Annotated in this window: 18 protein-coding genes; 12 read left to right on the forward strand and 6 right to left on the reverse strand. The window is 65.8% G+C overall.

Going from position 1 to position 21,927, the window contains the following annotated elements:
• The first annotated feature begins 42 nt into the window (after positions 1-42).
• From LHL23_RS14250 to LHL23_RS14280, 7 genes are all read left to right on the forward strand, one after another.
• Complete coding sequence (locus LHL23_RS14250) at positions 43-501, forward strand: hypothetical protein (RefSeq protein ID WP_222481944.1); 459 nt, start codon at positions 43-45, stop codon at positions 499-501.
• The gene (locus LHL23_RS14255; RefSeq protein ID WP_226430359.1) at positions 498-1,217 is read left to right on the forward strand and encodes an ABC transporter ATP-binding protein; all 720 of its coding nucleotides are present in this window, start codon (positions 498-500) and stop codon (positions 1,215-1,217) included. The genes LHL23_RS14250 and LHL23_RS14255 overlap by 4 nt, the downstream gene beginning before the upstream one ends.
• A complete protein-coding gene (locus LHL23_RS14260) occupies positions 1,214-2,008 on the forward strand; it encodes an ABC transporter permease (RefSeq protein WP_226430360.1) in 795 nt (264 codons plus the stop codon). Before LHL23_RS14255 ends, LHL23_RS14260 begins: the two co-directional genes overlap by 4 nt.
• A 233-nt stretch (positions 2,009-2,241) precedes the next feature.
• Positions 2,242-4,008: a PQQ-dependent methanol/ethanol family dehydrogenase gene (locus LHL23_RS14265; protein WP_226430361.1), complete on the forward strand. Its 1,767-nt coding sequence runs from the start codon at positions 2,242-2,244 to the stop codon at positions 4,006-4,008.
• A gap of 142 nt (positions 4,009-4,150) precedes the next feature.
• The gene (locus tag LHL23_RS14270; protein ID WP_222481940.1) at positions 4,151-4,846 is read left to right on the forward strand and encodes a LuxR C-terminal-related transcriptional regulator; all 696 of its coding nucleotides are present in this window, start codon (positions 4,151-4,153) and stop codon (positions 4,844-4,846) included.
• A 33-nt stretch (positions 4,847-4,879) separates the two neighbouring features.
• Positions 4,880-6,049, forward strand: a complete 1,170-nt coding sequence (locus LHL23_RS14275) for an FIST N-terminal domain-containing protein (protein WP_065268943.1) — start codon at positions 4,880-4,882, stop codon at positions 6,047-6,049.
• A gap of 3 nt (positions 6,050-6,052) precedes the next feature.
• Positions 6,053-8,254, forward strand: a complete 2,202-nt coding sequence (locus LHL23_RS14280; protein WP_226430362.1) for a hybrid sensor histidine kinase/response regulator — start codon at positions 6,053-6,055, stop codon at positions 8,252-8,254.
• Between the two features lie 17 nt (positions 8,255-8,271).
• Here LHL23_RS14280 and LHL23_RS14285 read toward each other — a convergent pair whose 3' ends face one another.
• The 6 genes from LHL23_RS14285 to LHL23_RS14310 all read right to left on the reverse strand — a co-directional run bounded on the left by LHL23_RS14285 (position 8,272) and on the right by LHL23_RS14310 (position 13,993).
• Positions 8,272-8,619, reverse strand: coding sequence for a DUF779 domain-containing protein (locus tag LHL23_RS14285; protein ID WP_226430363.1), 348 nt, complete (start codon positions 8,617-8,619; stop codon positions 8,272-8,274).
• 69 nt (positions 8,620-8,688) lie between these two features.
• A complete protein-coding gene (gene adh, locus LHL23_RS14290) occupies positions 8,689-10,233 on the reverse strand; it encodes an aldehyde dehydrogenase (protein WP_226430364.1) in 1,545 nt (514 codons plus the stop codon).
• A 165-nt stretch (positions 10,234-10,398) separates the two neighbouring features.
• Positions 10,399-11,157 (reverse strand): iron ABC transporter ATP-binding protein, encoded by a 759-nt coding sequence (locus LHL23_RS14295; RefSeq protein WP_226430365.1) that lies wholly within the window; start codon positions 11,155-11,157, stop codon positions 10,399-10,401.
• Positions 11,154-12,098 (reverse strand): iron chelate uptake ABC transporter family permease subunit, encoded by a 945-nt coding sequence (locus LHL23_RS14300; protein ID WP_226430366.1) that lies wholly within the window; start codon positions 12,096-12,098, stop codon positions 11,154-11,156. Before LHL23_RS14300 ends, LHL23_RS14295 begins: the two co-directional genes overlap by 4 nt.
• Entirely contained in the window at positions 12,091-13,077 is a 987-nt protein-coding gene (locus LHL23_RS14305) for an ABC transporter permease (RefSeq protein WP_226430367.1), read from the reverse strand. Before LHL23_RS14305 ends, LHL23_RS14300 begins: the two co-directional genes overlap by 8 nt.
• Positions 13,070-13,993: a siderophore ABC transporter substrate-binding protein gene (locus LHL23_RS14310; RefSeq protein WP_226430368.1), complete on the reverse strand. Its 924-nt coding sequence runs from the start codon at positions 13,991-13,993 to the stop codon at positions 13,070-13,072. The genes LHL23_RS14305 and LHL23_RS14310 overlap by 8 nt, the downstream gene beginning before the upstream one ends.
• Before the next feature lie 367 nt (positions 13,994-14,360).
• On the opposite strand from LHL23_RS14310, the gene speA reads away from it, so the two are divergent.
• The 5 genes from speA (at position 14,361) to LHL23_RS14335 (ending at position 21,881) form a co-directional block, all read left to right on the forward strand.
• On the forward strand, positions 14,361-16,250 hold the full coding sequence (speA, locus tag LHL23_RS14315; RefSeq protein WP_226430369.1) for a biosynthetic arginine decarboxylase: 1,890 nt from the start codon (positions 14,361-14,363) through the stop codon (positions 16,248-16,250).
• Positions 16,251-16,326: 76 nt separating this feature from the next.
• Positions 16,327-17,538: a saccharopine dehydrogenase family protein gene (locus LHL23_RS14320; RefSeq protein ID WP_226430370.1), complete on the forward strand. Its 1,212-nt coding sequence runs from the start codon at positions 16,327-16,329 to the stop codon at positions 17,536-17,538.
• Between the two features lie 143 nt (positions 17,539-17,681).
• Complete coding sequence (locus LHL23_RS14325; RefSeq protein WP_226430371.1) at positions 17,682-18,854, forward strand: carboxynorspermidine decarboxylase; 1,173 nt, start codon at positions 17,682-17,684, stop codon at positions 18,852-18,854.
• The gene (gene speB / locus LHL23_RS14330) at positions 18,851-19,711 is read left to right on the forward strand and encodes an agmatinase (RefSeq protein WP_226430372.1); all 861 of its coding nucleotides are present in this window, start codon (positions 18,851-18,853) and stop codon (positions 19,709-19,711) included. Before LHL23_RS14325 ends, speB begins: the two co-directional genes overlap by 4 nt.
• Positions 19,712-19,904: 193 nt before the next feature.
• A complete protein-coding gene (locus LHL23_RS14335; protein ID WP_226430373.1) occupies positions 19,905-21,881 on the forward strand; it encodes a TonB-dependent receptor plug domain-containing protein in 1,977 nt (658 codons plus the stop codon).
• The last annotated feature ends 46 nt before the right edge of the window (positions 21,882-21,927 follow it).

Consider the following 21,927-nt stretch of genomic DNA (forward strand, 5'->3'; position numbering starts at 1 on the left):
CGCGCCCCGGCGGCGCGGCGCATCCTGACAGGAGGATCCCCGATGCTGAAAACCTGCCTTTTCGCCGCGGCGCTGTGCCTTGCGCTGCCGGCCGCCGCCCTGGCCGCTGACGGTGATGATCCGGGCAAGGCCGGCTTTGGCCTTGCCGGGCTGCTGTCCGCCGCCAACAAGGAGGACCTGCCGCCCATCACCCTGTCGGCGGGAATGCCGCTGGCCGATGCACCCTGGGTGCTGAACTCCGGCACCTATTACGAGTTCGAGATCCAGGGCGACGGCAGCCAGGAACTGGCGCTGACGGGGGCGGAGTTCTTCCGCGCCATCTGGATCGACGAGATCGTAGTGGAGGGCCTCGAGATCCGCCCGCTGGGGCTCGACAGCATCGAGTTCGACGAGGCCGGCGAGATGGAGATCGGGTTTATTGCGCTGAAGCCTGGGAATTACCACCTCAAGGTGCCCGGCTCCACCGGCGACACCCAGCGGTTGGAGATCACCATCCGATGACCGGGCTGCGGGTGGAAAACCTGAGCTATGCCTACGGCGCCCGGCAGGCGCTGGACGGAGTCAGCTTCCGGGTTGAACCCGGCACCTTCTGCGCCCTGCTCGGCCCCAACGGCGCAGGCAAGTCGACGCTGTTTGCGCTGCTCACCCGGCTGTTCACCGCGCCGCAGGGCAGGATCGAGATCGCCGGCCACGACATGGCCCGCGCCCCGCGCAAGGCGCTGCGCCGGATGGGAGTGGTGTTCCAGCAGCCGACGCTGGACCTGGACCTGACGGTGCAGCGCAATCTCAGCTATTTCGCCGCCCTGCACGGTCTGCGCGGCGCCAGGGCGCAGGCCCGGATCGAGGCCGCTCTGGAGCGGCTGGAGATGCCCGGCCGGCTGGGTGAGCGGGTGCGCGACCTTAATGGCGGCCACCGCCGCCGGCTGGAGATTGCCCGCAGCCTGATCCACCATCCCAAGGTGCTGCTGCTGGACGAGCCGACAGTGGGGCTGGACGCGGCAACCCGGCACACGATCACCGCCCATGTGCACGACTTGTCGCGGCGCAAGAGGCTGACGGTGCTCTGGGCCACCCATCTCACCGACGAGGTCGAAGACGCCGACCAGTTGCTGATCTTGCACCGCGGCAAGCTGGCGCAAGACGGCACGGCCCGCCAGCTGCGCGGCGGGCTCGGGCTGGCCGATCACTTTCTCAGGCTGACAGGAGAGGCGGCATGACCGCCTGGCTCGCAGCCCTGGCGGCAATCACGCAGCGCGAGGCGCTGCGGTTCATTGGCCAGCGCGGCCGCTTCGTCGCGGCGCTGGTGCGGCCGATGCTGTGGCTGGTGGTCTTTGCCGCGGGCTTTCGCGCCGCGCTTGGCCTGTCGATCACCCCGCCCTACGCCACCTACACCACCTACGAAGTCTATATCGTTCCCGGCCTGTGCGGCATGATCCTGCTTTTCAACGGCATGCAAAGCTCGCTGTCGATGGTCTATGACCGGGAAATGGGTTCGATGCGGCTGCTGCTGACCAGTCCGCTGCCGCGCTGGTGGCTGCTGGTCTGCCGCCTGCTCGCCAGCACCGCGATCTCTATCCTGCAGGTCTATGTGTTCCTGGCGCTGGCGGCGATTTTCGGCATCCGCTTCGGCTGGGGCGGCTATGCCGCGCTGCTGCCCGCCCTTGTCCCGGCCGGGCTGATGCTGGGGGCGCTGGGGCTGGCGCTGTCCTCGGTGATCCGCCAGCTGGAGAATTTCGCCGGGGTGATGAATTTCGTGATCTTCCCGATGTTCTTCCTGTCCACCGCGCTCTACCCGTTGTGGAAAATGGCCGAAAGCTCGGCGCTGCTGCGCGATATCTGCGCCGTGAACCCCTTCAGCCAGGCGGTCGAGCTGATCCGCTTTGCGCTTTATCAGCAGCTGAACACCGCCGCGCTGGCCTGGGTGCTGCTGTCCGGGCTGGTCTGGCTGGGACTGGCGGTCTGGGGCTACGACCCGGCGCGCGGGCTGATCCGCAAGGCCGCGAAATAGGACTGAACCGCCCCGCTCCGCGCCGCAGGCTGACGCAGCGCGGGACTTGCACCGTAGATCCGGGCCGCAAGGCGCCGGGCGCTGCCGTGCCGGGCCCTCCCCCCTGCCCCTGCCGCCCTCCGCTTACGACCATTGTGCAATACCGCTCTTCCGGCGCGCCTTGGATACTGTGGCAGGCCGGCAGCCCGCACCGGGCAGTGGCTGTTGATGATCCAATGAAAGGGAGGAGCCCAATGAACCGCTTCATCACGGCGGTCGCCGCAGGGACCATGATGGCGGGCGTCAGCCACGCCGGGGTCACCGAGGACGACCTTAGGAACGACCAGACAACCACCACCCAGGTGGTGACCAACGGGATGGGCCGCCACCTGCAGCGCTACAGCCCGCTGGACACGCTGAACAAGGACAATGTCGCAAACCTTGTGCCCGCCTGGGCCTTCAGCCTCGGCGGCGAAAAGCAGCGCGGCCAGGAGACCCAGCCGCTGATCTATGACGGCATCATGTATATCACCGGCTCCTACAGCCGGGTCTATGCCATCGACGTCGAGACCGGCCGCGAGATCTGGCAGTACGACGCCCGGCTGCCCGAAGGCATCCTGCCCTGCTGCGACGTGGTGAACCGCGGCGGCGCGATCTATGGCGACACCTTCTATTTCGGCACGCTGGACGCCCGCATCGTGGCGCTGGACCTCAAGACCGGCGACGTGAAGTGGCGCAAGAAGGTGGCCGACTACAAGGCCGGCTATTCGCTGACCGCGGCGCCGCTGATCGTCAACGGGCTGGTGATCACCGGCAACTCCGGCGGCGAGTTCGGCATTGTCGGCGAGGTGCAGGCGCGCGACGCCGAAACCGGCGAGCTGGTCTGGACCCGGCCGGTGATTGAGGGCCACATGGGCACCTTCAAGGGTGAGGAAAGCACCATGACCGGCACCCTGAACGCCACCTGGCCGGGCGACATGTGGAAGACTGGCGGCGGCGCCACCTGGCTCGGCGGCTCCTATGATGCGGAGACCGACACGCTGGTCTTCGGCGCCGGCAACCCGGCGCCCTGGAACAGCCACCTGCGCAACGCCGGCACCCCGGTGGAGGGCAATGCCGGCGACAACCTCTATGCCGCCAGCCGCATCGGCATCGACCCTTCCAACGGCGAGATCAAGTGGCACTTCCAGACCACCCCGCGCGAGGGCTGGGACTATGACGGCGTCAACGAGGTGGTCGCCTACACCGACCGCAGCGGCAACAAGCGCTTCGCCACCGCCGACCGCAACGGCTTTTTCTATGTCCTGAACCGCGAGGATGGCAAATTCGTCAGCGCAACCCCCTTCGTCAAGGACATCACCTGGGCCGAGCGCATCGACGACACCGGCCGCCCGGTCTTTATCGAGGAAAACCGCCCCGGAAACCCGGCGGACGCAGCCGATGGCAACAAGGGGGAGGTGATCTTTGCCTCGCCGTCGTTCCTGGGCGGCAAGAACTGGATGCCGATGGCGTTCTCGCAAAACACCGGTAATTTCTATGTGCCCTCGAACGAATGGGGCATGGACATCTGGAACGAGCCGATCAGCTACAAGAAGGGCGCCGCCTACCTGGGCGCGGGCTTCACCATCAAGCCGAACTACGAGGACCATATCGGCAGCCTCAAGGCGATCGACCCGGACACCGGCGAGATCAAGTGGGAATACAAGAACGACGCACCGCTCTGGGCCGGGGTGATGACCACAGCGGGCGGGCTGGTGTTCACCGGCACTCCCGAGGGCCGCTTCATCGCCTTTGACGACGAGACCGGCGAGGAGCTGTGGTCGTTCCAGACCGGCTCCGGCATCGTCGGCCAGCCCGTCACCTGGGAACAGGACGGCGTGCAGTATGTCTCGGTCGTGTCCGGCTGGGGCGGCGCGGTGCCGCTGTGGGGCGGCGAGGTCGCCAAGAAGGTCAACTACCTGAACCAGGGCGGCATGGTCTGGACGTTCCGCCTGCCCCGCCAGCTGGCGCAGGCGGACTGACCCCGCCCCGGCTGCGGGCCGCAGGCAACAAACCCGGGCGCGCCTCCTGCGGGGGGGCGCCCTCCATATGCGACTTTAGGCGTATACCGCTGCTGCCGCCCGCTTGCTAAGCTGGCAGGAAAACAACAGCTCTGGTGCAGATATGCCGACACACACGGACACGCCGACCACCCCAGGGTTCCACGCGGCGCTGCTGGTGGATGACCACCCGCTGTTCTGCGACGCCCTGGCGATGACACTGCAGGCGGTCACCGCAATCAGCAGCATGCACACCGCGCCGGCCCTGCAGGCCGCGCTCGACATGATCGCCGACGGCATCCGCATCGACCTGGTGGTGCTGGACCTGAACCTGCCCGACGTCAACGGGCTGGACGGGCTGCTGCGGCTGCGCAAGGTGACGGACTGCCCGATCCTGGTGGTCTCCTCGATGGCCGACAACCGCATCGTCAGCTCGGTGATCCATGCCGGCGCCAACGGTTTCATTCCCAAGCACAGCCAGCGCGACGTGTTCCAGAAGGCGGTGGAAGCAATCAATCAGGGCAAGGTGTTCCTGCCCGACGGCTGCGTGCTGCTCGATGACAAGGCCGGCAGCAGCGACGACGTGCTGCAGCGGCTGTCGCAGCTGACCAATCAGCAGGCCCGGATCCTGCAGCTGATCTGCGAAGGCAAGCTGAACAAGCAGATCGCCTACGAGCTGTCGATCGCCGAGACCACGGTCAAGGCCCATATCACCGCCATCATGCGCAAGCTGGGGGTGCAAAGCCGCACCCAGGCGGTGCTGGCCGCCAAGCAGGCGAGCTTTGCAAACGTCTTGCAAGACGCGCCGCCGCCCGCCTAGTCTGACGGGCGGAATTTGGGGAGGAGAAAGAGGATGGACCCTGTCGATGGCCCGTCAGGCGCGCCCGTGGCGGAGCCGCAGGTTGTCCGGTCCGGCTCGGTCGACTGCCGGGCGCCGGACGCTGTCGAACAGCTGGCCCAGGCGCTGAACCCGAACGGCCTGTCGCTGGTGGTGCTGTTCCTGTCGCCGGACACCGACGTTGACCGGCTGATCGGCGAGGCGCAACGGCGGTTCGCCCCGGCGCAGGTTGTCGGCTGCACCACCGCGGGGGAGATTTCGGCAGCCGGCTATGTCGAGGGCGAAATCGTCGCCATCGGCTTTGCCCAGTCGCATTTCCAGACCCGCACCATCCTGATCGAGGATCTCGGCAGCTTCGATCCGCACAGCGTGATCGAGCGGATGATCCGAAACCGCAGCCACATGGCACAGGAGGCCGGCGGCTGGATCTCCGACTTCACCTTCCTGCTGGTCGACGGGCTCTCCACCAAGGAGGACGCGCTGACCTCGCAACTGGCGGTGGGGCTGGGGCCGGTGGCCTTTTTCGGCGGCTCGGCGGGCGACGGCACCAACTTCGGCAAGACCTATGTGCTGCATGGCGGCCAGGCCCATTCCAACGCCGCCATTCTGATCCAGGTCCGCAGCCGCTGCCCGATCAAGGTGTTCAAGACTGACCACCTGATCCCGTCGCAGAAACGCATGGTGGTGACCGGGGCCGATCCCGCCCGCCGGGTGGTGCATGAGATCAATGCCGAACCCGCCGCCCGCGAATACGCCCGGGTGCTGGGCAAGGACCCGGAGCAGCTGACCGCCTTCACCTTTGCCGCGCATCCCGTCGCGGTGCAATTCGGCGACCAGCACCATGTGCGCGCCATCCAGCGGGTCGCCGACAATGACGAGCTGGTGTTCTTCTCCGCCATCGACGAGGGCGTGGTGCTGACCCTGGCCGAGCCGGAGGACATGGTGACCCATCTGGAGCGCGAGATGGCCGCGCTCAGCGCCAAGCGCCGCCCCGAGATCATCCTGGCCTGCGACTGCATCCTGAGGCGGCTGGAAGCACAGCAGAAGCAGGTCTCGCAGGACATTTCCCGCATCCTGCGCGACAACAGGGTGGTCGGCTTTTCGACCTATGGCGAACAGATCAACTCGATGCATGTCAACCAGACCCTGACCGGGGTGGCGATCTACCCGCCGGACGAGGGCTGAGCAATGGTGCATGAGCTGATCGACCCCCGCGACCCGCCGGAGCGTCAGAACCAGAAGCTGCTGAAAATCGTCGAGACCCTGATGCGCCGGGCCGAGCAGAGCTCGGAAGCCTCCGGCGAGGCCTACGCCCAGTTCCAGCGCGCGGTGATGCTGGAGGAGGAGGTGCGCCTGCGCACCCGCGAGCTGGAGCACGCGCTGGACCTGCTCAACGAGTCGAACGCCCGGCTGGCGCTGGCCAATGCCGAGACCGAGGCCGCCCGCGCCAACCTGGCCAATGCGATCGAGACGGTGCAGGAAGGCTTTGCGCTGTTTGACGCACAGGACGTGCTGGTCATGTGCAACACCCGGTTCGGCAAGCACATGGCCGATATCTACCATCTGCTGCGGCCGGGGCTGAAATTCGCCGATTACGTGAACCTGGTGGCAACCAGCGCCCATCTGGCGCTGCCGGAGGGGGAGACCGCCGCCGACTGGGAGGCCTACCGGATCGCCCGCCACAAGGACGATCACGCGGTGTTCAACGTGATGATGGCCGGCAACAGCTGGCTGCAGGTCAGCGAGCACCGCACCCCGGACGGCGGCACCGTAATCCTGCAGACCGATATCACCGACATGATGCGGCTGGAGCGGCAGGAGCGCGAGCGGCTGCTCGACGACCAGTCGCGGGTGATCAAGGCAACGCTGGAGCATCTCGACCAGGGGGTCTGCATCTTCGACGCCCAGAACCGCCTGGTCGGCTGGAACCGCCGCGCCGGAGAGCTCTTGTCGATGCCCGCGGGCAAGTTCCAGCTGGGCATGTATTTCGCCACCCTCTACCGCCAGGCAGCGGACAGCATCCGCCTGCTCGGCGGCACCCGGCCGGAAGAGGTCGAGGCCTGGGTAGCCAGCACCGCCAAGCGGGCACCCCTGTCGTTCGAGATCAGACTGGGCCGCGACCGAATCCTGGCGGTCTTTGCGCAGCAGATGCCGGACAAGGGCTTTGTCATCAGCTTTACCGATGTCACCGCTGAACGCGCCGCGGTCCGCACCATTTCCCAGGTCAACGAAACGCTGGAGCAGCGGGTGGCCGAACGGACGCTGGAGCTGGAGGACGCGCTGTCGGAGGCGGAGCGCGCCAATGCCTCCAAGTCGCGGTTCGTCGCCGCCGCCAGCCACGACCTGCTGCAGCCGCTGTCCGCCGCCAAACTCTATGTCGGCTCGCTGGAGGACGACCTGCAGGATGCGGGCTTCAGGGACCGGGCGGCCAAGGCCGGCAACGCGCTGGTCGCGGTCGAGCGCATCCTCGGCGCCCTGTTGGACATTTCCAAGCTCGACTCCGGCCTGGCGGCAATCGACCGGACCGCCATCAGCCTGGGCAGCATGCTGGACCAGCTGAAGGACGAACTGGAACCTGTCGCCCGGCTCAAGGGGTTGGAATTCCGGGTCGTGCGCAGCGGCGCGGTGGTGGAAAGCGACGCCGCCTACCTGCGTCGAATCCTGCAGAATCTCGCCTCCAACGCGGTGCGCTACACCACCAGCGGCAAGGTGCTGATCGGGGTGCGACAACGCCGCGGCCGGGTGCTGCTCGAAGTCCGCGACACCGGCCCCGGCATCCCGCCGGAGCATCAGGACAGGGTGTTCCAGGAGTTTCAGCGGCTCAACGCCAAGGCCAGCCCGTCGGACGGCATGGGGCTGGGTCTCGCCATTGTCGAGCGGGCCTGCCGGCTGCTGGAACATCCGCTGAACCTCACCTCGGAGGTCAGCCGCGGCACCTGCTTTTCGGTGGAGCTGCCGCTGAGCACGGTTACGCGCGCGCCATCGCCGCTGCCCGGCCCCGGCACCGGCGCCGCGGTCCCGTTCGAAAACCGGATCGTGGTGCTGATCGAGAACGACGCCGGCCTCAGGGCAGCGCTGGAGATCACGCTCGACAGCTGGGGGCTGAACGTGCTGCCCTGCGCCAGCTGCGCCGACGCCCTTGCGCTGCTGCTGGAAATCGACATCAGCCCGGATGCGATCATCGCCGATTACCAGCTGGACGACGGCGCGCTGGGAACCGATGCGATCGCCGCACTCCGGGCGCAGCACGGCCCGGTTCCGGCCTGCCTGGTGACCGCCAACCGCTCACCGGATCTGGCGGCGGCCTGCGCCGGGCTGAACGCGGCGCTGCTGCACAAGCCGATCGACACCGGCGAACTGCGCGGCTTCCTGGAGCGCGCGCTGTCCTGACCAAGGCGCGGCGCGCCTCAGCGCAGGCACACGTCGGAGCGGGTCAGGAACCGCTTGCCGCTGCCGTTTTCCAGCGAGAACATCCCGCCGATGCCGTCGATCGCGTCGATCACAAGATTGGTGTGCTGCCAGCGCGCGTGCTGATCGGCATTCATGTAAAACGGCACCCCGCCGATCTCCCCCACCAGCACATCGCTGCCGCCGACGATGTAGTCGCCCTGCTGAAAGCACATCGGCGCGGACCCGTCGCAGCAACCGCCGGACTGGTGAAACAGCAGATCCGGCCCGAAGCGCGCCTTCAGCTCGCCGATCAGTTGCAGCGCCGCTTCTGTGGCCGTCACGGTCATGCCTGTTACCCCGGTCATTGCACACTCCCCCGGCTGAATGAAAAAGAAACGGCCCCGGAAACCCGGGGCCGCCCGTCACACGGCTGTTCAGAAGAACCCCAGCGCATTGGGGCTGTAGCTGACCAGCAGGTTCTTGGTCTGCCGGTAGTGATCCAGCATCATTTTGTGGGTTTCCCGCCCGATGCCCGACTGCTTGTAGCCGCCAAAGGCCGCATGGGCCGGATAGGCGTGATAGCAGTTGGTCCAGACCCGGCCCGCCTGAATGTCGCGGCCAAAGCGGAAGGCGCGGTTGGTGTCGCGGGTCCACACGCCGGCGCCCAGCCCGTAAAGCGTGTCATTGGCGATCTCAAGCGCCTCGGCATCGTCCTTGAAGGTGGTCACGGACAGCACAGGGCCAAAGATCTCCTCCTGGAAAATCCGCATCTTGTTGTGGCCCTTGAACACCGTCGGCTCGATATAGTTTCCGCCTTCCAGCCCTTCCAGGGCAGAGACATTGCCGCCAGTCAGCAGCTCGGCACCCTCATCCTTGCCCAGTTGCAGGTAGGAGGCGATCTTCTCCTTCTGCTCGGTCGAGGCCTGAGCGCCGATCATCGTGTCCATCGACAGAGGGTTGCCCTGCTTCACCGCCTTCACCCGTTCGATGGCGCGGGCCATGAAGTCGTCGTAGATCGACTCCTGGATCAGCGCCCGGCTGGGGCAGGTGCAGACCTCGCCCTGGTTCAGGGCAAACATGGTGAAGCCTTCCAGGCATTTGTCGAAATAGGCGTCATCGGCGGCCATCACATCCTCGAAGAAGATGTTAGGGGACTTGCCGCCCAGCTCCAGCGTCACCGGAATCAGATTCTGGCTGGCATACTGCATGATCAGCCGCCCGGTGGTGGTCTCACCAGTAAAGGCAATCTTGGCGATCCGGTTCGACGAGGCCAGCGGCTTGCCCGCCTCCAACCCGAAGCCGTTGACGATGTTCAAGACGCCTGCCGGCAGCACTCCGGCGATCAGCTCCGCCAGCACCATGATCGAGGCCGGTGTCTGTTCCGCCGGTTTCAGCACCACGCAGTTGCCCGCCGCCAGCGCCGGCGCCAGCTTCCACACCGCCATCAGCAGCGGGAAATTCCACGGGATGATCTGCCCGACCACGCCCAGCGGTTCCGGAATGTGATAGGCATAGGTGTCGGCGTCGATTTCGGAGATATGGCCTTCCTCGGCGCGGATGCAGCCCGCGAAATAGCGCCAGTGATCCACACAGAGAGCGAGGTCGGCGTGGACCGACTCGCGGATCGGCTTGCCGTTGTCCAGCGTCTCTGCCGCCGCCAGCAGTTGGGTGTTTGCCTCCATGATGTCGGCGATCTTCAGCAGCATGTTGGCGCGCTCGGTGGTCGAGGTCTTGCCCCAGGCCGGAAATGCTGCATGGGCCGCGTCCAAGGCTGCCTCGACATCCTCCGCGTTGGACCGGGCAATCTCGCAGATCACATCGCCGGTGATCGGAGTGGTGTTCTCGAAATACTGGCCCGAGCGGGGCTCGGTGAATTCGCCGTTGATAAAGTTTCCATAACGCGGCTTGAACGGAAAATCGACGCCCAGATGCGCCGTGTCCAGTGCCGAGTTGGCCAGCCCGTTCGTGTGGATGTTCATGCCATTCCTCCCAAGAATTGATCCAAGAAATGCAGCGGAACTGGCGGCCATGCACCTTCGATTGCAGGCACTCGGTCCGGTGCTGCCTAAAGGCTTAGACCATCGGCAAAAGACGCGGTATTCGACCAAAGTCCCTGCCGGCCGCCGGGCGGGAGGCGTCCTTGGCTAGCGGTGATACTGGGCAAAGGGCTGGCCGCCCAGCCGGGTGATTGCCACCGGCGTCTGATAGAGCGCGCTCAGGCGCTCGGCGGTGGCTGCCTCTGCCACCGGGCCTTGAAAGGCCACTTTCCCGTCCCGCAGCGCCACGACATGATCGGACCAGCTGATCGCATAGTTCAGATCATGCACCACGATCACGATGCCCTTGCCCTGCACCTCCGTCTGATGCCGCAGCTGCGCCATCAGATTGCGGGCGTGGTGCAGGTCGAGGTTGTTAAGCGGCTCGTCCAGCAGCAGCCAGTCCGTGTCCTGGGCATAGGCCATGGCGATAAAGGCCCGCTGCCGCTGGCCGCCCGACAGCTCATCCAGGAACCGCGTCTGCAAATCTCCCAGATCAAACAGCTCAACCGCATTCGCAATGGCCGCATGATCGGCCACCCCCAGCCGCCCCGCGCTGTGCGGCCAGCGGCCAAAGCCGATCAGGTCGCGCACCCGCACCCGGCTGGCAACGCTCAGATGCTGCGCCACCACAGCCATCTTGCACGCCAGCTGCGCGGGCACCGTCTGCGCCAAGTCCATCCCGTCCATGCGGATACGGCCGCTGCTGGCCGTCAGCTGCCGGGCGATCAGCTTCAGCAGCGTCGATTTCCCCGCGCCGTTGGGGCCGATCAGCGCTGTCACCCGGCCTGCGGGGATCTCGGCATCTATGCCTTGCAAAATAGGGTTCGCCGCCGGACCAAAGCTGAGGTTCGAGACTTGAATCACCGGATTTTTCCTTTCACCAGCAGGACCAGGAACAACAATCCGCCGCAGAACTCGATGACAACCGCCAGGGTGGATTGCAGATGCAGCAGCCGCTCGAACACGGTCTGGCCCGACACCAGGATCAGCGCCCCGATCAGCGCCGCCGCGGGCAAGAGCAGCGCGTGACGGTGGCTCTGCATCAGGCTGTGGGCGAGGCTGGTGACCAAAAGGCCGAGAAAGGCCAGCGGTCCCACCAGCGCGGTCGCGACTGAGACCAACGCCGCAATCAGACACAGCACCCGCAGTTGCAGCCCGTCGTAGGCCACGCCAAGGCTGCGTGCCGGGGAGCGGCCCAAGGCAGCCACATCCAGCACGCGGTGATTGCGCACCAGCCACAGGGCGGCCAGCGCCATCAGCCCCAGCCCGGCCATCAGCGCAGACCGGTCAATGCCGCTGAACTGGGCAAACATCCGCGCCTCGACCATTGTGAATTCCGAGGGCTCCATCAGCCGCTGCAGAAAGGCTGTGAGGGTGCGGAACATCACCCCCAGCACCACACCCGCCAGCACCATCAGCTGGATGTCGTGGCGGGTACGCCCCAGCAGGCTGGTGAACAGCATCAGCGCCGCCGCCAGCATCACCGCGGTCTCCAGCGCAAACCCCTGCAGCCCGGCGATGCGGCTGGCCCCGGCAGCCCCCAACGCCGCCACCAGCCCGGTCTGCAACAGCAGAAACAGCGCATCAAACCCCATGATCGAGGGCGTCAGGATACGGTTCTGGCTGATGGTCTGAAACAGCACCGTCGCCACGCCTGCTGAGGCCCCGACCGCCAGCAAGGCCGCCAGTTTGACCAGCCGCAGCTCAAGGATATAGGAGGTTGGCGCGCGCAGGCCCCAGAGCAGGAACAGCGCTGCCGCCGCCGCCAGCAGGCAGGTTAGCACAATCAGCCGCCGGTCAGCCATCGGCCCGCCGCCCCAGCAGAAGATACAGGAACACCGCAGCGCCAAAGATACCAAAGACGGTTCCCGCCGGGATCTCATAGGGGTAACGCAGCACGCGTCCCAGGATATCGCAGATCAGCAGCAGCCCGGCCCCGGCGGCGGCCACCACGGGCAGGCTCTCGCGCAGGTTGTCGCCCATCAGCCGTGACACCAGGTTGGGCACCACCAGCCCGATGAAGGGCAGCATCCCCACGGTCACGATCACCAGCGACGACACCAGCGACACGGTGACAATGCCGAACCCCAGCACCTGCCCGTAACGCAGGCCCAGGTTCAGGCTGACATCGCGGCCCAGCCCCGCAATGGTGAACTGATTAGCGGCAAAGTAACTGAGCAGCGCCAGCCCGCCCGCCAGCCACAGCAGCTCATAGCGGCCCGCCAGAATGCCGGAGAACTCGCCGCTCATCCAGACGCCGAGGTATTGCAGCAGCCCGCCCTCGATGGCGATGAAGATGGCAATAGCCATCAAGAGCCCGCCATAGACCAGCCCAGACAAGGGGATCAGCAACACCTGATGCGGCGGGATGCGGCGGGCCAGCAGCATGAACACGCCGGTGCCCGCCAGCGCTGCACCAGCGGCCGCCAGCATCTTGACCAGAATCGGCGCGCCCGGCGCCAGCAGCGTCACCGCCAAGAGGCCCAGCATCGCCGCCTCGCTGGTGCCGGTGGTGCCCGGCTCGACAAACCTGTTGCGCACCAGCAGCTGCATGATCACCCCCGCCACCGCCATCGCGGCACCGGTCAGCAGCACCGCGGCGGTGCGCGGGATACGGCTGACGATCAGCAGCTGCAGCGTCTGCGGATCGTCCAGCAGCGCAGCAACGGACAGCGGGCCTGCCCCGACAAACAGGCTGGCCACGGCCAGCGGCACCAAAAGCACTGCCGCCAGCAGCAACCAGCGGCGCGGCGCAGCCGAAGCGGGGGCGGCCAGATCAGCCACCGGCCTTAACGCCCTGCGCAAACCCGGCTTTGATTTCCGCCAGCGTGGCACTCATCGACTGGATACCGCCGCCGGCCACATAGATATTGGCGGCGTTCAGATAGATCACTTGCCCCGCGGCCCAGGCCTTGGTGCCAGCAACCAGCGCGTTGTCCAGCGTCACTGCCGCGGCCTGGTTGCTCTGCCCCAGCGCCATGGCCCGGTCCACCACGATCAGCCAGTCGGGATCAGCGGCGGCGATAAATTCAAATGACACCGCCTCGCCATGGGTCTGCGCATCCAGATCCGGCACCGCCTCCGGCAGCCCCAGCGCCTGATGCAGCCAGCCGAACCGCGACCCGGCGCCATAGGCCGAGATCCGCGGCCCGTTGGTCATCACGATCAGCGCATCGCCGCGCCCATCCACCGCCGCCCTGGCCTCTGCAAGCTTGGCGTTGAATGCCGCCTCCAGCTCCTCCGCCCGGTCCTCGCGCCCCGTCAGCTCTCCATAGCTGCGCAGCCGCGCTAGCGCCTGCCCTGCCAAATCCGTGCCCCAGATCGTCATGTCGATGGCGGGCGCGATCTCCGCCAGCGGCTCAACTTGCGCAGAGGACCGCCCGCCCGCAACGATCAGGTCCGGTGCCAGCATGGCAATCGCCTCGAAATCCGGCTCGAACAGCGTGCCTGCAGATGCGGCCTGTGCCTGCAGATCGTCCAGATAACTGACATACATCTCAGCAGGCACACCCACGGGCTGCACCCCAAGCGCACCCAGCGTATCCGCCGCGGCCACGTCCAGAACCACGATTCTCTCAAGAGATTCAGGTAGCTCGATACGGCCCCGCGCGGTCTCCACCGCCAGCCCCTGCGCCGATGCCGCGCCCGCCAGGGCGAAAAAAACCGGCGCAGCCAGTTGCAAAACCTTCCAATGTGCCATTTCCTGTCCTCTGATGAGATGGAATTCGGCTGGCTTGAGAAGGCTTGCTGAAAATCAAGGGGGGCTTACCGGCACGTGCTGCAAAAGTCCAGATGCGCCATTTCGCTGCCGCCACGGCAGCCAGCTGCTGCGGCCGCCCGGCGAAGGCGCGCAAATCACCGGCCTGTCTGCAGAAAACCTCTTGATGCAGCGGACCCCCGATTGTAAGGAAGCGGCCACCGCACGGTCCTGCACCTGATAAGGCTTCGACCCGAACCGTCAGCTTTGCACCTCCCAGCCCCTCGAACTCTGGACAGAAAGGCCCCGCGATGCCGCACCGCCTCCCCCTCTCAGATTTCCCGAAACGCCCTGCACAGGCGCGCATCCGATGAGCGGCGGCGCGGAGACATACGAGGGCCTCTATGGCCTCGACGCCTGGGGCAGCGGCATGCTGGAAGTGACCCCGGACGGCGCCGTTGCGCTGCGGCTGCCGCAGGCGCTCGACGCCAAGCCGACCCCGCTGCCGGAGGTGATCGCGGCAATCGAGGCACGCGGCATCTCGGCCCCGGTGGTGCTGCGGGTGCAGCAGTTCTTGGAACAGTCGCTGACCCAGCTGCATGACGCCTTCAACGGAGCGATTGAGGCCGCGGGCTACAAGGGCCGCTACCGCGGCGTGTTCCCGATCAAGGTGAACCAGCAGGCCGAGGTGATCGGCCACCTGATGACCGCGGGCCAGCAGTTCAATTACGGGCTGGAGGCCGGCTCCAAGCCGGAGCTGATGATCGCGCTATCGCAGCCTCTGCCCGAAGATGCGCTGCTGATCTGCAACGGCTCCAAGGACGAGGCCTTCATCCGGCTGGCGATCCTGTCGCGCAAGCTGGGCCACAACACGGTCATCGTGATCGAAACGCTTGAGGAGTTCGACATCATCCGCCGGGTGGCGGAGGATCTGGACATCCGGCCGCTCCTGGGCGTGCGGGTCAAGCTGACAGAGCGCGTCACCGGCAAATGGCAGGCCAGCTCCGGCGACCGCTCCACCTTTGGGCTCGGCGCCCATGATCTGGTGACGCTGATGGGCCGCCTGCGCGACAGCGGCTTCCTCGACTGCCTGGTGCTGCAGCACAGCCACCTGGGCAGTCAGGTGCCCAATATCTTCGACATCCGCCGCGCCGCGGATGAGGCCTGCAGATTCTTTGTGGAACTCACCCGCATGGGCGCGCCGCTGACCCATATGGACCTCGGCGGCGGCTTGGGCGTCGACTACACCGGCGCCCGCCGCCCGGACGACAACTCGGTCAACTACACCGTCAACGAATACTGCACCAATATCGTCGAAACCGTCCGCTATGCGCTGGATGAGGCGGGCCTGCCCCACCCCACCATCGTCACCGAAAGCGGCCGCTTCGTGGTGGCGCATTCCTCGATCTTCATCTTCGAGGTGCTGGGCGCCACGCTGTACGATGCGCCGCAGAAACCGGAGGTGCAGCCCGACGACCACCACCTGGTCTCCGACCTCATGGCGGTGGAGGCCTATATCGGCGCACCGCGCTTCCAGGAGGCGCTGAACGACGCGATCTATTACCGGGACGAGCTGCGGGCGCTGTTCCGCCGCGGCCAGATCGGGTTGGAGCAGCTGTCGCGCGCCGAACAGGGCTTCCTGTATCTGGCCGGCCTGTTCAAGGCCGCCGCCCGCGGAGACGACAGCCTGACGGAGGCCGCGAGCGCCCTTGGCGCCTTCACCGATCACTACCAAGGCAACTTCTCGCTGTTTCAGTCGCTGCCGGATGTCTGGGCTATCGACCAGCTGCACCCGATGATGCCGCTGCAGCGCCTGAACGAGGCCCCCGCCCGTAACGCGATGATCACCGACATCACCTGCGACAGCGACGGCAAGCTGGATCACTTCATCCTCGCCGACGGAACATCCAATGCGCTGCCGGTGCATGACCTGCGCGAGGATGAGCATTACCTGATCGGCGTGTTCTTTGTCGGCGCCTACCAGGAAACGCTCGGCGACTTGCACAACCTGTTTGGCGATGCCAACGTGGTCACCATCTCTCTGGACGGCCAGGGCGGCTTTGATATCGAGCACGAGACCGAGGCCGATACCATCGCTGAGGTGCTGTCCTATGTCGAATACGACCCGCGCCAGTGCCTGGAGACCTTCCGCAAGCGGGTGGAGCGCGCCGTGAAGGCCGGCAGGGTCAACGCCGCGGAGCGCCGCCAGATGATTGCCGCCTACAAGGACAGCCTTGCCGGCAGCACCTATTTCGACTGAAGCCGCCCCCCGGAAGACGACCCAGGGGCACATCGGAACACCGGGGTCTCGGCCCCTTCTGCAAAGGAACAAACATATGGAAAAGGTTCTGGTTGTTGGCGCCGGCGGCGTCGGATCCGTCACTGTCACAAAAATGGCCATGCACCCGGAGATCTTTAAGGAGATCACCCTGGCCAGCCGCACGGTCTCGAAATGCGAGGACATAGCCGCCAACGTCAAGGCACGCACCGGCGTCACCATCCGCACCGCCCAGCTGGACGCGATGAAGGTCGCCGACACCGTGGCGCTGATCAAGGAAACCGGCGCTGAACTGCTGGTGAACCTGGCCCTGCCCTATCAAGACCTGGTGCTGATGGACGCCTGCCTCGAGGCTGGCATCCACTACCTCGACACTGCCAATTACGAGCCCGAGGACGAGGCCAAGTTCGAATACAAATGGCAGTGGGCTTACCAAGAGCGCTTCAAGGAAGCGGGCCTCACCGCGATCCTGGGCGCTGGTTTCGACCCGGGCGTCACCTCGATCATGGCGACCTGGGTGCGCAAGCACAAGCTGGAGGGCATCCGCCTGATCGACGTGCTGGACTGCAACGGCGGCGACAACAGCAAGCCGTTCGCCACCAACTTCAACCCGGAAATCAACATCCGCGAAGTCACCGCACCGGCCCGCCACTGGGAAAACGGCGCCTGGCACGAAACCCCGGCGATGACCCATAAGTACGAGTTCGACTTCCCCGCCGTGGGCAAGAAGAACATGTACCTGATGTACCACGAGGAGCTGGAGTCGCTGTCGACCCACTTCCCCGAGATCGAGCGCGCCCGCTTCTGGATGACCTTCGGCGACGCCTACATCAACCACGTCACCGTGCTGCAGAACATCGGCATGACCAGCATCGAGCCGGTGATCCACAATGGCCAGGAAATCATCCCGCTGCAGTTCCTGAAAACCGTGCTGCCGGATCCGTCGGAATTGGGTGAGCTGACCAAAGGCAAGACCTGCATCGGCGACATCATCACCGGCCCGGCCAAGGACGGCGGCGCAGAGAAGACCTATTACATCTACAACATCTGCGACCACGAGGAATGCTACGCCGAGGTCGGCAGCCAGGCAGTGGCCTATACCACCGGCGTGCCTGCGATGATCGGCGCCGCGATGGTGATGAACGGCACCTGGCGCGAGCCGGGCGTGTGGAACACGGAACAGTTGGATCCGGATGCCTTCATGGACATGCTGAACACCGACGGCCTGCCCTGGCAGGTGGTCGAACTGGACGGCCACCCGGAGTTCTGATCAGCTTCGGCTTTCCTTGCACAAACGCCAGTCGCGCAAGCGGCTGGCACGCGCCTGCCCACCCCACGGCGGGCGCGTTCCGCCCCCGCCCGGGCAGCCGCTCAGCTCTGTTGTGCTTACCGGGCCTCTGGATCAGAAAACCCATGGACATCAAAGCGCTTTCTACCGACAGCTTCGCTGAATTTGACCTGCACCGCGTGCCCTCCCCCTGTTTTGTGGTGGATGAGGTCGCAGTGGAGCGCAACCTGACGATCCTGAAACAGGTTGCGGATGCCTCCGGTGCCAACGTCCTCTTGGCGCTCAAGGCGTTCTCGATGTTTGCCGTCGCCCCGCTGGTGCGGCGCTACCTCTCCGGCACCTGTGCCTCCGGCCTCTATGAGGCGCGGCTGGCGCGCGAGGAATTCGGCGGTGAGGTCACCACCTATTCCGCGGGCTTCAAGGCAGGGGACCTGCCGGAAATCATCCGCCTGTCAGATCATCTGATCTTCAACTCCCCGGCCCAGCACCGCCGCTTTGCGCCGCTGATCGCAGATGCCCGCGCGAAGGGCGAGAGCATCTCCATCGGCCTGCGCGTGAACCCGGAGCATTCCGAAGGCTGGAACGAGAAATACGACCCCACCGCCCCCTGCTCGCGCCTCGGCACGCCGGTGTCGCAGCTGAGCGATCAGGACTGGGACGGCGTCGAAGGGCTGCATATGCACACGCTCTGCGAACAGCTGTTCGAGCCGTTGCAGCGCACGTTCGCCGCGCTGGAAGAGAAGATGGGCAGCCGCCTCAAGCAGCTCACATGGATCAACCTCGGCGGTGGCCACCACGTCACCATGCCGGACTACAACCGCGACGGGCTGATCGAGCTGATCCGCCATATCCGCGAAACCTACGGCGTCGAGGTCTTCATCGAACCGGGTGAGGCGGTGGCGCTGCATTCCGGCATCCTGGTGGGCGAGATCCTGGATGTGGCCGAAAACAGCATGCCGCTGGCGATCACCGATATCTCCGCCACATGCCACATGCCCGACGTGATCGAGGCGCCCTACCGCCCCGACCTCTTGGGCGAAGTCACAGACGTGCTGCCGCACCGGCTGGGCGGGCCGTCCTGCCTGGCGGGCGACGTGATCGGCGACTACGGCTTTGCAACCCCGCCGCAGCCCGGCGACCGCATCGCCTTCCTCGACCAGTCGCATTACTCGATGGTCAAGACCAATACCTTCAACGGCGTTCCCCTGCCCGCGATTGCGCTGTGGAACTCCGATACCGACGCGCTGAAAATCCTGCGCACCCCCTCCTATGACGATTTCAAGGACCGCCTGTCATGACCTACTTCCTCGAAGGCGAACTGAGCGACGCCGAACGCGATCCCGCCACCGCCCGCTTCCGGGTGATCCCGGTGCCGCTGGAGCGCACAGTCTCCTACGGCGGCGGCACCGAAGACGGGCCGGAGGCCATCCTTGAGGCCAGCGTCGAGCTGGAACGCCTCTACCGCGATGCTGAACCCTGCGCCGCGGGCATCGTGACTGAGGACGCCGTCGACTGCACTGGCCCACTGCCCCAGGTGATGGAGCGCATCGCTGCGCGCACCGAGGCCGCCGTGGCCGCAGGCGCGGTGCCGGTGACGCTGGGCGGCGAGCACGCACTCAGCTACGGTGCGGTGCGCGGCGTTGCGCGGGCATTGGGCCGCCCCGTCGGCATCGTCCAGATCGACGCCCACGCCGATCTGCGCAAGGCCTATCAGGACGAACGCCACTCCCACGCCTCAGTGATGCAGCTGCTGGCCGAGGAGGATGGCATCCGCATCGCCCAGTACGGCGTCCGCGCCATGAGCCAGGAGGAAGTCGACCGCCGCGCCGCCTGCAAGGTGATCTCCATCGACGCAGAGGAGCTGGTCACCGGCAACATCCACTCCGTCACCCTGCCCGAGGATTTTCCGCAGGACGTCTATGTCAGCTTTGACGTCGACGGGCTGGACCCGGCAATCCTGCCCGCCACCGGCACCCCGGTCCCCGGCGGCCTCGGCTACTATCAGGCGCTCAACATCGTGCGCTCCGCGCTCGCGGGCCGCAATCTGGCGGGCTGCGACGTAGTGGAGCTGGCCCCGACCGAGGACAGCCGGGTCTCGGACTTCACCACCGCCCAGATAACCTATGCGCTGATGTCTTTCGCAGCGGCCAAGTAACGCGTTGGCGGCCGGGGGCAACTGCGTCCGGCCGCTGCACTTGAGCGGCAAAACTGCAACAGCGAGAACCGAACTAATTTACTCAACAATACCCTCTTGCCCCCGGCGCGGCAGCTCCCTAAGAGGCCCAAGCCTTTGAAAAGGCAAGCCAGGAATTAACCCAAGCTAACAGCTCTCAGAACACGGGTTAATTATGGCACCTACTTCCAACATCCGCCTGTCCGGGCTGCTGTGCAGCACCGCGCTCACTCTCATCACCGCCTCCGCCGCGCTGGCCGAGGACGACGAGGTCCTGTCGCTCGACCCGATCGTGGTCAAACAGCGCGACCCCATCGGCAACGCCGCCGACCGCGCCACCTCGATCTATGTGGCCGACGCCGAGATCGAACGCGCCGCCATGGGCGACCTCAAAGACCTGTTTGCGGGCATCGCCGCAGTCTCCGTCGGCGGCGCCATTCCGGTGGCGCAGAAGATCTTCGTCAACGGCGTCGACATGCTGAATCTCGCCATCCAGGTGGATGGCGTTTCGCAGAACAACCGGGTTTTCCACCACGTCAGCGCCAACGCCTTTGACCCCGGCCTGATGAAATCGGTCCGCGTCGATCCCGGCGTCGCTCCGGCCGATGCCGGCCCGCAGGCCCTGGCCGGCCGGGTTGTGATGGAAACCATCGATGCCGGCGACATCCTCGAAGAGGGCGAAGCCCTTGGCGGCAAGGCGCGGCTGTCCTACTCCGGCAACGGCGATACTGCCCAGGGTTCGCTGACCCTGGCCGGGCGCAGCAACGGCTTCGAGATCCTCGGCTACGCCAAGCGCGCAACCGGCGGCAACTACGAGGATGGCGAAGGCAATGAGGTCACCGGCACCGCGGCGAACATGACCGCGGCCCTGCTCAAGCTCGCCTATGAATCCGGCGAGGGGCACCGGGTCGAGCTTTCGCACCAGCAGCTGGAAGACTCCGCCCTGCGCAACTTCCGCGCAAACTTCGGCCCCACGGGCGCCACGGTTCTCTACGACACCACCCGCAAGGTCACCTCGCTGCGCTACAAATACCTCGGCGGTTCTGCCATGTGGAACCCGGAGGCCGTCATCGGCTACTCCGAATCCGATGTGTTTGCGCCGCTCTATGAACCCAGCAATGGTGTTTCCAGCACCTATTCGGCCAAGTTCCAGAACACTTTCCACCTGTCCGAGGGCAACACCATCACTGCCGGCATCGACTACCAGGAGAAGGAAAGCTCCTACACCAACGGCGGCCTGACACCCGACGCGCAGGAGACCAGCGAAATCCTCGGCCTCTTCGCCCAGGCGCGCCTGCAGCCCTCCGCCCGTCTCAAACTGTCGGGTGGCCTGCGCTACGACTGGGAGGACTTCACCGGCCAGGACTTCGCCGAAACCGGAGCCCCCTACACCGCCTCGCCCAGCGGCGCGAGCGGCAACCTCTCTGTGACCTACAGCATCACCGACGCGTTTTCGGTGCGGGCTGCCTACTCCAACGTCTTCGGCGGCATCGGGCTTGAGGACAACTACCTGTTCTACGAAAGCTGGGATTACTCCGCGCTCAAATCCTCCCGCGCGGAAAACATCGTCATCGGCGCCGATTACATTGCCGGCGCCTGGACCCTGGGCGCCGAGTGGTTCAGCACCCAAATCGACAATGTCCGCACCTTCGATGGCCCGTACGGGGACAGGTCAGTGACCAACGCCGATTTCGAGAGCACCGGCTACAACCTTGGCGCCACCTACGGCTGGGACAGCGGCTTTGCCCGCTTCACCTTCAGCCACAGTGACAACAAATGGGACGGCAACGACGTTTCCAGCTTCGACGTGCTCGACTACGGCACACCGCTGGGCAGCATCCTGGCCCTGGAGGTCCAGCAGGAACTGCCGCAGTACAACCTTGTCGTCGGGGGCGCCATCGACGCCGCGCTGAGCTATGACAGCGGCTCACAGGAGGACGGCCTGCAGGAGCTTGACAGCTACGAGGTGGTCTCCGTCTTTGCGGAATACACGCCCCCCGCCGCCCAGAATGTGAAGATCCGCCTCGGCGTCGAAAACCTGTTTGACACCAGCTACGCCGACCGCGCGACCTACGGCGGCGACTTCGCAGGCTTCGCCACACTCAATGAGCCGGGCCGCACGGTCTCTCTGACCGCAACCATGAAGTTCTAGGCCCCCCCGCGGCAGCGCCTGCCCCGGCGCTGCCGCTCCGGACTTT

This window comes from Leisingera sp. McT4-56 (assembly GCF_020514995.1).
GTDB lineage: Bacteria > Pseudomonadota > Alphaproteobacteria > Rhodobacterales > Rhodobacteraceae > Leisingera > Leisingera aquaemixtae_A.